Below are 12,895 nucleotides of genomic sequence, written 5' to 3'. Positions count from 1 at the left end.
CACCCTACTGCCGTTGTCGGCGGAGAGGAGCAGTATGGGGTGGTGCCCGAACTGCCGGAAGTCACCGCCCTCGCCGCCGATCTGAACGCGCGGCTGACCGGACGCGTCATCGACCGGCTGACGATCTCCGCTTTCGCGGCGCTGAAGACGTTCGATCCGCCGGTGGAAGCGCTGCATGGCCTCACCATCGCGGGCGTCTCGCGGCACGGCAAGTTCCTCGACATCTCGGCGGGCGACCTCCACGTCGTCCTCCATCTGGCGCGAGCGGGGTGGATCCGGTGGCGCGAGACCCCTCCGCCGCCTCCGTCCGGTCGCCCGGGAAAAGGGCCTCTCGCCGCGCGCCTCGTGCTCGACGACGGCTCCGGCCTCGACATCACCGAGGCCGGCACGAAGAAGAGCCTGTCGATCTCCGTGGTGCGGGATCCGTCGGACGTCCCTGGCATCGCGCGACTCGGTCCGGACCCGCTCGACGCGTCTTTCACGCGCGACGCGTTCGCGAGGATCCTCGCCGGGCAGGGCCGCGCGCAGATCAAGGGCGTGCTGCGCAATCAGTCGGTGATCGCCGGCATCGGCAACGCCTACTCGGACGAGATCCTGCATGCGGCGCTGATGTCGCCGTTCAAGCCGGCCGCCATGTCGGACGACGAGCTCGATCGGCTCTACGACGCGATGCAGTCGACTCTCCGGGAGGCGCTCGCCCGTGCCGACGGTCTCGCCGCTTCGGAGCTCAAGAGCGAGAAGAAGTCGGGGCTGCGCGTCCACGGTCGTACCGGCGAGCCCTGCCCAGTGTGCGGGGACACGATCCGCCAGGTCATCTTCGCCGACTCCACTCTCCAGTACTGCCCCACCTGCCAGACGGGTGGCAAGCCGCTCGCGGATCGCGTGCTCTCCCGGCTCGTGAAGTGAGCGGCACGGCTTCAGGCGTCAGCAGGCGCAGCTCACCCCGTCGACCGGTGCCGTCAGAGGGTCCGCCGCGCGCGTGACGTCGCCGTGGTCGTCTTCCACGGGCAGCCCTTCCCGCGCCCAGTACTCGAAGCCGCCGATCATCTCGCGCACCTCGTAACCTTGCAGGCTGAACGCGAGAGCGGCCTTGGTCGAGCCGTTGCATCCCGGACCCCAGCAATAGACGACCACCGGAGTGCCGGGCTCGACCACCCGCGCGACACGCTCGGCGATCTCCGCGGTCGGGAGGTGGATCGCACCGATCGCCCGCCCCTGCCTCCACGCGGCCTCCCCACGGGTGTCGATCAGTGCGAACCGCTCCCCCGCCTCCTGAGCGGCACGCACGTCGGAGGGATCCGTCTCGAAGCGGAGCTTGGCGGCGAAATGGCGCGAGGCCTCGGTCGTGTTCGTCATGCACACAACGCTAGAGCGGTCGCACTGCGAACTGAACGGGATTTGAACGGCGTTCGCCGGACGACACCGTGAATCGCGTGGAAGAATCGCCTCATGCCCGCGAATCCGCCGTTCGAGGTCGATGCCGTCGACCGTTCCCTGCTCAGCGAGCTGCAGCGCGACGGCCGGCAGTCCATCGCCGAGCTGGCGCGCACCGTCCACATGTCGGGCAGTGCGGTCGCCGAACGCGTCCGCCGGTTGGAGGATGCCGGGGTCATCACCGGCTATCGTGCCGTCGTCGATCCGGAACGCCTGGGGTACGGCATCCTGGCCTATCTGCGCCTCCGCTACCCGAGCAGCGTCTACGGCCCGCTCCACGATCTGCTCGCCGGGACACCCGAGGTCGTGGAAGCCCACCACGTCACCGGCGACGACTGCTTCATCCTGAAAGTGGTGGCCACATCCATGCGCCACCTCGAACGGGTGAGCGGCACGATCGGAACCCTCGGCAGCGTGACGACGAGCATCGCGTACTCGAGTCCGTTCCCGGCCCGGCCGATCGAACCGCCGAGCGAGTGAGTGAGGGTGGAGCCTAGGAGATTCGAACTCCTGACATCCTGCTTGCAAAGCAGGCGCTCTACCAACTGAGCTAAGGCCCCGGGTGGGTGGATGGTGGGGATACGAGGACTTGAACCTCGGACCTCTTCGTTATCAGCGAAGCGCTCTAACCGCCTGAGCTATATCCCCGAATGGGCAACAGATAAGAGAATAACCGATCTGTCACCGCAAACGAAATCGAGTAGACCCCGCCGTTCAGTTGTTGGTGAAGCCGACGAGCAGGCCGCCTGTGATCTTCACCGAGAGGTTGTAGAGGAGTGCGAAGACCGCGCCGAGAGCGGTCACCACGACGATGTCGAGGATGGCCACCACGAGCGAGAAGCCCATCACCTGGCCCAGCCCGAGCACGGCGCGCAGGTCGCCGCCGCCGGCACCGGAGATGTCCTTCACCAGGCTGTTCACCTGGTCGAAGATCCCGGTGCGGTCGAGGACGGTCCAGATCAGGAAGGTTCCGACGATCGCGATGATCGCGAGGCAGATGCCGGCGAGGAACGAGAGCTTCACGGTCGACCAGAAGTCGATGTACACCAGCTTGAGCCGCACCTGCTTGGAGGATGCGGGCCGGCGCGACGACTTCTTGGCCAGTTTCTCGGCGACGCTACTGCTCATCTACGGTCTCTTCCTTCCCGACGGCCTCCGATTCTGACCCATCAGACTGGTCATCGGCTGGATCCTGCGAATCGAGGTTGCGCTCGGTGTTCTTCGCCAGAGCGATGATCTTGTCGGACTCGGCGAAACGTGCAAAGACGACACCCATGGTGTCACGGCCCTTGGCGGGTACCTCGGCCACGGCAGAGCGTACCACCTTGCCGCTGGCAAGAACCACCAAGACCTCGTCGTCCTCCTCGACGATCAGGGCACCCACGAGATCGCCCCGATCATCGCTCAGTTTGGCGACCTTGATGCCCAGACCGCCGCGGTTCTGGAGCCGGTATTGGTCAGCGGAGGTGCGCTTCGCGTATCCGCCCTCGGTCACCACGAAGACGTATCCCTCGTCGGAGACCACGGAGGCGTCGAGCAGGCTGTCCTCTCCGCGGAAGTGCATGCCGATCACTCCGGAGGTCGAGCGGCCCATCGGGCGCAGCGCGTCGTCGGAGGCGGTGAAGCGGATGGACATTCCTTTGCGCGAGACGAGAAGCAGGTCCGAGTCTTCTTCCACCAGCAGCGCCGAGACGAGCTCGTCCTCCTCGCGGAGCTTGATCGCGATGATGCCGCCGGAGCGGTTCGTGTCGTACTCGCTCAGTGCGGTCTTCTTGATGAGGCCGTCGCGGGTGGCGAGCACCAGGTACTTCGCCGCCTCGTAGTCCCGGATGTCCAGGATCTCGGCGATCTCCTCGTCCGGCTGCATCGCGAGCAGGTTGGCGACGTGCTGGCCCTTCGCGTCGCGGCCGGCCTCCTGCACCTCGTACGCCTTCGCACGGTAGACCCGGCCCTTGTTCGTGAAGAAGAGGAGCCAGTGGTGCGTGGTCGTGACGAAGAAGTGGTCGACGACGTCTTCGCCGCGCAACTGCGCGCCCTTCACTCCCTTGCCGCCGCGGTGCTGCGAACGGTAGTTGTCGCTGCGGGTGCGCTTGATGTAACCGCCGCGGGTGACGGTGACGACCATCTCCTCTTCGGGGATGAGGTCTTCGACGCTCATGTCCCCGTCGAAGCCGAACATGATCTCCGTGCGACGGTCGTCGCCGAACCGCTCGACGATCTCGGCGAGCTCCTCGCTCACGATCGTGCGCTGGCGCGCCGGGTCTTCGAGGATCGCCTTGAGCTCCGCGATCTCGAGCTCGATCTGGTCGTGCTCCTCGATGATCTTCTGGCGCTCGAGCGCGGCGAGACGGCGCAGCTGCATCGCGAGGATGGCGTCGGCCTGGATGTCGTCGACGTCGAGCAGCGACTTGAGCCCCTCGCGGGCGTCCTCCACGGTCGGCGAGCGACGGATGAGGGCGATGACCTCGTCGAGCGCGTCGAGCGCCTTGAGGTAGCCGCGCAGGATGTGGGCCCGCTCCTCCTTCTTGCGGAGACGGAACCGGGTACGGCGGACGATGACCTCGATCTGGTGGTCGACCCAGGCGGTGATGAAGCCGTCGAGTGCGAGTGTGCGGGGCACCTTGTCCACGATCGCCAGCATGTTGGCGCCGAAGTTCTCCTGCAGCTGCGTGTGCTTGTACAGGTTGTTGAGCACGACCTTCGCCACCGCGTCGCGCTTGAGCACGATGACGAGGCGCTGCCCGGTGCGACCCGAGGTCTCGTCGCGGATGTCGGCGATGCCGCCGACGCGGCCGTCCTTGACCAGCTCCGCGATCTTGATCGCGAGGTTGTCGGGGTTGACCTGGTAAGGGAGCTCGGTGACCACCAGGCAGACGCGGCCCTGGATCTCCTCGATGCTGACCACGGCGCGCATCGTGATGGAGCCGCGGCCGGTGCGGTAGGTGTCCTGGATGCCCTTGACACCCAGGATCTGCGCGCCGGTCGGGAAGTCCGGTCCCTTGATCCGCTTGATCAGCTCCTCCAGGAGCTCCTCGCGGGACGCCTCCGGGTGCGCCAGGTGCCAGAGCGCGCCGTCCGCGACCTCGCGCAGGTTGTGCGGCGGGATGTTGGTCGCCATACCGACCGCGATGCCGACCGAACCGTTGACCAGCAGGTTCGGGAACCGGCTCGGGAGCACGGCCGGCTCCTGGGTGCGGCCGTCGTAGTTGTCCTGGAAGTCGACGGTCTCCTCGTCGATGTCGCGGACCATCTCGAGCGCGAGCGGCGCCATCTTCGTCTCGGTGTACCGCGGGGCAGCCGCGCCATCGTTGCCCGGCGAGCCGAAGTTGCCCTGGCCGAGCGCGAGCGGGTAGCGGAGGCTCCACGGCTGCACCAGACGCACGAGGGCGTCATAGATCGCGGAGTCGCCGTGCGGGTGGAACTGGCCCATGACGTCGCCGACCACACGGGCGCACTTCGAGAACGCCTTGTCAGGACGGTAACCGCCGTCGAACATCGCATAGATCACACGGCGATGCACCGGCTTCAGGCCGTCGCGCACCTCCGGAAGCGCGCGACCCACGATGACGCTCATGGCGTAGTCGAGGTAGGAGCGCTTCATCTCCGACTGCAGATCGACTTGGTCGATCTTGCCGTGGACGCCGAAAGCGGCGCCGGCGTTCTCTTCGTCCGTCACGATGTTCTCTCCCGTGGTGCCGTTCTCGTCGGGCGTCGATTCGTCAGATGTCAAGGAACCGCACGTCCTTCGCGTTCGTCTGGATGAACGAGCGGCGCGACTCGACGTCCTCGCCCATCAGTGTGGCGAAGATCTCGTCGGCGGCGGCCGCGTCGTCGAGCGTCACCTGGAGCAGCGTGCGCGTCTCCGGGTTCATGGTGGTCTCCCACAGCTCCTTGTAGTCCATCTCGCCGAGACCCTTGTAGCGCTGCACGCCGTTGTCCTTCGGGATGCGCTTGCCGGCGGCGAGGCCGTCCGACAGGAACGTGTCGCGCTCGCGGTCGGAGTACACGTACTCGTGCTCGGCGTTCGACCACTTGAGCCGGTAGAGCGGCGGCTGCGCCAGGTAGACGTAGCCGAGCTCGATCATCGGCCGCATGTAGCGGAACAGCAGCGTGAGCAGCAGCGTGGTGATGTGCTGGCCGTCGACGTCCGCGTCGGCCATGAGCACGATCTTGTGGTACCGCGCCTTCTCGGGGTTGAAGTCCTCGCCGATGCCCGCGCCGAAAGCGGTGATCATCGCCTGCACCTCGTTGTTCGCGAGGGCGCGGTCGAGCCGGGCCTTCTCGACGTTGAGGATCTTGCCGCGGAGCGGGAGGATCGCCTGCGTCTCGGGGTTGCGGCCCTGCACCGCGGAGCCGCCGGCCGAGTCGCCCTCGACGATGAAGATCTCGGAGAGCGTCGGGTCCTTCGACTGGCAGTCCTTGAGCTTGCCGGGCATCCCGCCGCTCTCGAGCAGTCCCTTGCGGCGCGCGGTCTCACGCGCCTTGCGGGCGGCGATGCGGGCGGTCGCTGCCTGCAGCGCCTTGCGGATGATCTCCTTGGCCTGGTTCGGGTTGCGATCGAACCAGTCGGAGAGCTGGTCGCCGACGACCTTCTGCACGAACGCCTTCGCCTCCGTGTTGCCGAGCTTCGTCTTGGTCTGCCCCTCGAACTGCGGCTCGGAGAGCTTCACCGAGATGACCGCGGTGAGACCCTCGCGCACGTCGTCGCCGGAGAGGTTGTCGTCCTTCTCCTTGAGGATGTTCTTCTCACGCGCGTACTTGTTCACCAGCGTGGTCAGCGCGGCGCGGAAACCCTCTTCGTGGGTTCCGCCCTCGTGGGTGTTGATGGTGTTGGCGTAGGTGAAGACGCTCTCGTTGTAGCTCGTCGTCCACTGCATGGCGACCTCGAGGGCGATCTTGCGCTCCGTGTCCTCGGACTCGAACGAGATGATCTCGTCGTGCACGACTTCCGCCTTCTTGGCCGAGTTGAGGTAGTGAACGTAGTCGGTGAGACCCTGCTCGTAGAGGAAGACCTCACTGCGAGCGGTGAACTCCTCGCCTTCCTCGTCGACCTCCCCTTCCACGGGCACGATCTCCGGGGCGCGCTCGTCCGTGATCGCGATGCGCAGCCCCTTGTTGAGGAACGCCATCTGCTGGAAACGGGTGCGCAGGGTGTCGTAGTCGAACACGACGGTCTCGAAGGTGTCCGTGCTCGGCCAGAAGGTGATGGTCGTGCCGGTCTCGTCGGTCGGCGCGCCCTGCGCGAGCGGGGCCTCCGGCACGCCGTTCCGGTAGCTCTGGTGCCAGGAGAAGCCCTGGCGGCGCACCTCGACGTCGAGCCGGGAGGACAGCGCGTTGACCACCGAGCTGCCGACACCGTGCAGGCCGCCCGAGACCGCGTACCCGCCGCCGCCGAACTTGCCTCCGGCGTGCAGGATGGTGAGCACCACCTCCACGGTCGACTTCTTCTGCACCGGGTGCTCGTCGACGGGGATGCCACGGCCGTTGTCGAACACGCGCACCGCGCCGTCCGGGAGGATCGTCACCTCGATGTTGTCCGCGTGACCGGCGAGCGCCTCGTCGACCGAGTTGTCGACGATCTCGTAGACCAGGTGGTGCAGACCGCGGGGACCAGTGGAACCGATGTACATTCCGGGTCGCTTGCGGACGGCTTCGAGACCCTCGAGGATCTGGATCTCATTCGCGCCGTAGTCGTGTTCCGCCTCGGTCCCGTTCGGTTCCATCGTCATATGAAATTAGGCTCCTGACCGCACTCAACAGTGACTCTCCATTCTACCGTGGGCGGAATGGGGAAATGGCGGAAAATGCCCTTCTGACGCGTTTTCTTCGCTCGGTCTACCTCTTTTGTGCACTCAACCGTAAGTGTCGCGTGGGCCGCGCCCTGGAATCGACCTGGGACCACGTTTCCACGAGGGGGCGTCCGGCCCCTGAAACCGGATCGATTGGATGTCGGCCTCAGGGAACCGTTCACCGATGCGCACCAGCAGCTCCTGGCGCATCATCCGGAGCTGCGTCGCCCACGCGGTCGACTCGCAGCGCACGACGAGGACCCCGTCGGTGATGGCATCCGGGACGGCGTGTCTCGCGGTCTCCTCGCCGGCGAGTTCGCGCCACCCCTCGAGGAGGTCGGACTGCGCGAGAGCGGAGGTCCAGCCCAGTTGAGCGGCGAGAGCGTCGACGACGTCCCCGAGCCCGCGCGGGTCGCGGCCCGAGCCGAACGGCTTGCTGCCGCCGACCTCGTCCTGCCGCACCGTTGTGCGACGTCTGCGCGACGGCGTCCCCGTGAAGAGCTCCTTCATGCGGAGGTAGACGCTCGACGCCTCATCCAACGGCGCCGGTGCGCCGGACGCCCCGGTCCGCTCAGGCATCGGTCGCCTCCACCACCGCCCCCGCCTCGATCCGCACGGTGTGCGCGGCCAGCGCCTCGGGTACGTCGTCGTAGACGGCCGCGGTGATGAGCACCTGCTCGTAACCTCCTACGGCGGTTGCGAGCATCCGGCGCCGGGTCTGGTCGAGCTCCGCGAAAACATCGTCGAGGATGAGGACCGGGTCCCCTGTGGTCGACTCGTGCCGCAGCAGCTCGGCCGAGGCGAGCTTCAGCGCAAGGGCGAAGGACCACGACTCGCCGTGACTCGCGTAGCCCTTCGCGGGCAGGCCATTGAGCTCGAAGAGTAGATCGTCACGATGCGGTCCGACGAGCGTCAACCCGCGCTCGAGCTCCGTGGGTCGCACCGCGGTGAGCGCCTGGCGGAAGAGCTCCGCCGTCTCGAAACCAGACGAGTCGGTTACAACGTCGGCGTCACCGTCCTCGTCGTCCTCGACATGCGCGCCACGGATGGTCAGCTGTGGGAGGAGGCGGGGATGGTGATCGTCCCCGGCGACCGAGCGATACGCCGCGACGAGCGGGTCGCTGAGTCGCGCGATCAGATCCAGACGCGCGTCGATGAGCTCGGCGCCGAGGGAGATCAGCCGGTCGTCCCAGATGTCGAGCGTCCCGAGCTGGTCGGCTTTGACGCGCGACGCACGCGCCGACTTCAGGAGGGTGTTGCGCTGCTTGAGCACGCGCTCGTAGTCCGCGATCACGCCGGCGAACCGCGGGTTCCGCTGGATGAGCAGCTGATCGAGGAACCGCCGGCGGATCCCCGGCTCCCCGCGCACCAGGGAGAGGTCTTCGGGGGCGAACAGCACGCTCGAGAAGTATCGCGGCAGCTCGCGTGGCTTGATCGCCGCGCGATTGACCTGCGCTCGGTTGGGCGTCCCGCGGTTCAGCTGCACTTCGACGAGGAGTTCACGCCCCTCGTGCTGGATGCGGGAACGCACGATCGCGGAGTCCGCCCCTTTGCGGATCATGGCCTGGTCGCTCGACACCCGATGCGACCCGAGGGTGCTCAGGTAGCCGAGCGACTCGACCAGATTCGTCTTGCCCTGGCCGTTGCGGCCGACGAACAGATTCGCGCCGGCCGCGAACGGCACCTCCGCAGTGCGATAGTTGCGGAAGTCGGTCAGGGAGAGATGTGTAACTCGCACAGAGGGTTAGCTCGTCAGTCGACGGCCTTCACCGCGTGGCCGCCGAACTGGTTCCGCAGCGCGGCGACAGCCTTCATCGCGGGCGAGTCCTCCTGACGGGAGACGAAGCGCGCGAAGATCGAGGCGCTGATCGTCGGAACCGGAACGGCGTTGTTGAGCGCCTCCTCCACGGTCCAGCGGCCCTCGCCCGAGTCCTGCACGTAGCCCTCGATGTGTTCGAACTCCGGGTCCTGCTCGAGAGCGCGCACCAGCAGATCGAGGAGCCAGGAGCGCACGACGGTTCCGCGCTGCCAGGCCTTGAAGGTGCCGGTGACGTCGTGGATGATGTCCTTCCGCGTGTCCAGCAGCTCGTAGCCCTCGGCGTACGCCTGCATGAGCGCGTACTCGATGCCGTTGTGGACCATCTTCGCGTAGTGGCCGGCGCCGACATCGCCCACGTGGACGAAGCCCTCCTCGCGCGGGCCCTCCGGACGCAGCGCGTCGAAGACCGGCATGACCCGCTCGACCTGCTCCTTGGAGCCGCCGACCATCAGGCCGTAGCCGTTCTCGAGCCCCCAGATACCGCCGGAGACGCCGGCGTCCATGAAGTCGACGCCCTTGGGCGCGAGCAATTCGGCGTGCTTGAAGTCCTCGGTGAAGCGCGAGTTCCCACCGTCGATGACGAGGTCGCCCTTCTCGAGGAGCGGCTCCAGGTCGCGGATGACGGAGTCGGTGATCTCGCCGGCCGGGACCATGACCCACACCGTGCGCGGCGCGGGGAGCGCGGCGACCAGCTCGGCCAGGGTCGGGACATCCGACACCGCGGGGTTGGTGTCGTAGCCGGTGACCTCGATGCCGTTCTTCTCGAGGCGGGCGCGCATGTTGTTGCCCATACGTCCGAGACCGATGAGGCCGATGTGCATGATTGTCCTTCTTCTCTCGTGGAGTGGGACCGTTCCTAGCGCAGGAGCAGGTTGGGCTGCAGCAGGTACTTGTAGGAGTCCGAGCCCGCCTGGTCCTTGGAGGTCTGGCTCGTGATGAGCACAGGTCCCGGTTTGTTGGGGTTCTCGGTCTTGGTGAAAGAGATGCGCACGAATTCGGAGTGCACGGCACCGAGACCATCGAGCAGGAACTGCGGCTTCAGCGAAACCACCGTCTCCTGGCCTGTGAGGAGAGCGTCGATGCTCTCGGATGCTTGAGCCTGCTCGGAGCCGATCGCTTCCAGCGTCAGTCCGTCGGCGGTGAAGGTGTAGCGGAGCGCGGCTTCGCGCTCCAGCACGAGGGCGACACGTCGGGTCGCCTCGATGAGCTCGGCGGTGTTGAGCACCGCGTAGTTGTCGACCTGCTCGGGGAAGAGCCGGCGCACGGGCGGGAAGTTGCCCTTGATCAGGAGCGAGGTGACGGTCTTCTTGTCCGCGGTGAAGGCGATCAGCTCACGGTCGTCGCGGTTGGTGATCGAGACGGAGACCGTTCCGCTGTGACCGAAGGTCTTGCCGATCTCTGTCAGCGTGCGGGCGGGGACGAGCGCAGTCTGGGCCTCCCCGGAGGTGGTGCCGTTGTCCCAGTCGATCTGGCGGATGGCCACGCGGTAGCGGTCAGTGGCGACGAGACCGAGGGTGTTGTCCCCCACCTCGAGCTGCACACCCGTGATGACCGGGGTGACATCGTCCCGGGACGCGGCGACGCCCACCTGGGCGACGGCCTCGGCGAATTCCTCCGCCGGGACCAGCCCCGCGTCCCCGCTCACCTGCGGGATGCTCGGGTATTCCTCGACCGGCATGGAGAGCAGCGTGAAGTTGGCGGATCCGGCTCGCACGCTGATCTTGGAGTCGTCCGTCGAGAACCGCACGGGGGCGTTCGGCAGCTTGGCCGCGATCTCGGCCAGCAGTCGACCCGAGACGAGCACGCGACCCGGTTCTTCGACGTCGGCCGGGATCTCGGTCTGCGCCGACACCTCGTAGTCGAACGACGACAGCTGGAGGCCGGTGTCCGTCGTCTCGATGAGTACGCCGCTCAGGATGGGCAGTGTCGTCCGCTGCGGGAGGAGCTTCACTGCGAAGGAGACGGCCTCGCTGAAGACATCCCGGTTTGCTTGGAACTTCACGAAGACACCCCTGCCAGCCGACGGATACGGATCGAAAGAATCCTAGCGCTTGCCTTCTGAGCGAGAAATTGTGATTCGACCGAGCGCTTGAGGTTGTCGGCCGGCCTTAACTGAGAAGGGTTAATGAATAATCGTGTTAACCGCTGTGGAAACTGTGGATAACTCTGTTGAGACCAGGAGATCACAGGGATCTACAGCTGTGGGACTTGTTGATGACCTGAGGAATCCGCTTGTTCACAAGCCGAGCGAGCTCGACCGCTCCGAGCGGCTTTTCACAGCCCTCGACAGTTCGTCCCCATTAATCGGCCGACTTTCCGGAGCTTCTCCACAAGTTATCCACACGTGTTAATAACGATCTCTCCCCACTCTGGGGACGAAATTGTGGATAACTGTTCGGATCTCGACGGCGCGTCGCGCGCCGGAGGGCTACTTGCCGTAGCGGTGGTTCTGCTTGATCCGACTGGTGAGCTCGGTCACTTGGTTGTAGATCGAGCGCCGCTCCTTCATGAGCTCGCTGATCTTCTTGTTGGCGTACATCACCGTCGTGTGGTCGCGGCCGCCGAAGAGCTGTCCGATCTTGGGCAGGGACAGGTTCGTCAGCTCGCGGCAGAGATACATCGCGATCTGGCGCGCGGTCGCCACCGCCTGCGATCGGCTGGAGCCGTAGAGGTCGTCGACGCTGAGCTTGAAGTACTCCGCGGTGTTGGTGATGATGTCGGTCGGCGCGATCACATTGTCGTCGTCGAGCGTGATCAGGTCTTTGAGGACCGTCTGCACCAGGGGCATGTCGACCGGCGTGCGGTTGAGGCTTGCGAAGGCCGTGACACGGATGAGCGTGCCCTCGAGCTCGCGGATGTTGCTCGACACCTTCGAGGCCATGAACTCCAGGATGTCGTCGGGAACCTGGATCTTCTCGCTCTGCGCTTTCTTGCGGAGGATCGCGATACGGGTCTCGAGGTCGGGCACCTGGACGTCGGTGATCAGGCCCCACTCGAACCGCGAGCGCATGCGGTCCTCGAAGCCGGTGAGGTGCTTCGGCGGCAGGTCGCTGGTGATGACCACCTGCTTGTTGTGGTCGTGGAGGGTGTTGAAGGTGTGGAAGAAGGCTTCCTGCGTCTCCACCGCGCGCTGCAGGAACTGGATGTCGTCGATCAGGAGGATGTCGATATTGCGGTAGCGCGCCTGGAACGAGGAGCCGCGGTTGTTCGCGATCGAGTTGATGAAGTCGTTCGTGAATTCCTCGCTCGACACGTACCGGACGCGGATCCCCGGGTAGAGGCTCATCGCGTAGTGGCCGATGGCGTGGAGGAGGTGGGTCTTGCCGAGGCCGGAGTCGCCGTAGATGAAGAGGGGGTTGTAGGCCTTCGCGGGCGCCTCGGCGACGGCGACGGCGGCCGCATGGGCGAACCGGTTGGACTGGCCGATGACGAAGTTGTCGAAGCTGTACTTGGAGTTGAGGCGCGTGTCGCCGTTGCGCGGCGGTGCGGTGATCTCGGTCGGCGGCGACACATTCGGCGATGCGTTCTCGAGATAGGGGGCGGGCTCCGGCTCGGCCGGGCCGGCCATCGTCTCCTGCTGGATCTCGGGATTCACGACGATGGCGAAGGTGTTGACGGCGAGGGCCTCGTCGAGGGCGCCGATCGCGCTCAGGAGGGGGACGCGGCTGCGCTGCTCGATCATCCCGCGCGTGAACTCATTCGGCACCTCCAGATAGAAGGTGCCGGCCATGATGCCCTTGGGCTCGACCAAGCTGAGGAATCCATAGAGCTGAGGGGTGATGCGGTCGTCCGTCTCGAGCTTTCCGAGCACGGACTGCCATGCCGCAGAAATGGACTCTTCGCCGCCTGCCAT

General features: G+C 66.0%; 11 protein-coding genes and 2 tRNA genes. 2 read left to right on the top strand and 11 right to left on the bottom strand.

All coding sequences use genetic code 11. The features are described from left to right. The first annotated feature begins 42 nt into the window (after positions 1–42). Entirely contained in the window at positions 43–906 is an 864-nt protein-coding gene (locus tag IT072_RS00065) for an Fpg/Nei family DNA glycosylase (protein WP_223358760.1), read from the top strand. Between the two features lie 18 nt (positions 907–924). Here IT072_RS00065 and IT072_RS00060 read toward each other — a convergent pair whose 3' ends face one another. Beyond that, on the bottom strand, positions 925–1,356 hold the full coding sequence (locus tag IT072_RS00060) for a rhodanese-like domain-containing protein (RefSeq protein ID WP_223358758.1): 432 nt from the start codon (positions 1,354–1,356) through the stop codon (positions 925–927). 93 nt (positions 1,357–1,449) lie between these two features. On the opposite strand from IT072_RS00060, the gene IT072_RS00055 reads away from it, so the two are divergent. Beyond that, positions 1,450–1,914: an Lrp/AsnC family transcriptional regulator gene (locus tag IT072_RS00055; protein WP_223358757.1), complete on the top strand. Its 465-nt coding sequence runs from the start codon at positions 1,450–1,452 to the stop codon at positions 1,912–1,914. A gap of 7 nt (positions 1,915–1,921) precedes the next feature. Here the strand turns inward: IT072_RS00055 and IT072_RS00050 are convergent. The 10 genes from IT072_RS00050 to dnaA form a co-directional block, all read right to left on the bottom strand. After that, positions 1,922–1,994 (bottom strand) — tRNA-Ala (locus IT072_RS00050). Between the two features lie 11 nt (positions 1,995–2,005). Further along, positions 2,006–2,082 (bottom strand) — tRNA-Ile (locus IT072_RS00045). 66 nt (positions 2,083–2,148) lie between these two features. Continuing rightward, on the bottom strand, positions 2,149–2,562 hold the full coding sequence (locus IT072_RS00040) for a DUF3566 domain-containing protein (RefSeq protein WP_025159241.1): 414 nt from the start codon (positions 2,560–2,562) through the stop codon (positions 2,149–2,151). Continuing rightward, entirely contained in the window at positions 2,552–5,110 is a 2,559-nt protein-coding gene (gene gyrA / locus IT072_RS00035; protein ID WP_223361030.1) for a DNA gyrase subunit A, read from the bottom strand. Before gyrA ends, IT072_RS00040 begins: the two co-directional genes overlap by 11 nt. Positions 5,111–5,153: 43 nt before the next feature. Next, positions 5,154–7,163: a DNA topoisomerase (ATP-hydrolyzing) subunit B gene (gene gyrB, locus IT072_RS00030; protein WP_223358756.1), complete on the bottom strand. Its 2,010-nt coding sequence runs from the start codon at positions 7,161–7,163 to the stop codon at positions 5,154–5,156. 123 nt (positions 7,164–7,286) lie between these two features. Further along, positions 7,287–7,802, bottom strand: coding sequence for a DUF721 domain-containing protein (locus IT072_RS00025; protein WP_223358754.1), 516 nt, complete (start codon positions 7,800–7,802; stop codon positions 7,287–7,289). Next, a complete protein-coding gene (gene recF, locus IT072_RS00020) occupies positions 7,795–8,961 on the bottom strand; it encodes a DNA replication/repair protein RecF (RefSeq protein WP_223358752.1) in 1,167 nt (388 codons plus the stop codon). Before recF ends, IT072_RS00025 begins: the two co-directional genes overlap by 8 nt. Before the next feature lie 14 nt (positions 8,962–8,975). Further along, entirely contained in the window at positions 8,976–9,863 is an 888-nt protein-coding gene (gene gnd / locus IT072_RS00015; protein ID WP_223358750.1) for a phosphogluconate dehydrogenase (NAD(+)-dependent, decarboxylating), read from the bottom strand. Between the two features lie 35 nt (positions 9,864–9,898). After that, positions 9,899–11,044 (bottom strand): DNA polymerase III subunit beta, encoded by a 1,146-nt coding sequence (dnaN, locus tag IT072_RS00010; RefSeq protein ID WP_223358748.1) that lies wholly within the window; start codon positions 11,042–11,044, stop codon positions 9,899–9,901. A 426-nt stretch (positions 11,045–11,470) separates the two neighbouring features. Next, positions 11,471–12,895, bottom strand: a complete 1,425-nt coding sequence (gene dnaA, locus IT072_RS00005; RefSeq protein WP_223358746.1) for a chromosomal replication initiator protein DnaA — start codon at positions 12,893–12,895, stop codon at positions 11,471–11,473.

It is taken from the genome of Leifsonia sp. ZF2019 (genome assembly GCF_019924635.1).
Classification (GTDB): domain Bacteria; phylum Actinomycetota; class Actinomycetes; order Actinomycetales; family Microbacteriaceae; genus Leifsonia.
This window is presented reverse-complemented; position numbering and strand designations above follow the sequence as displayed.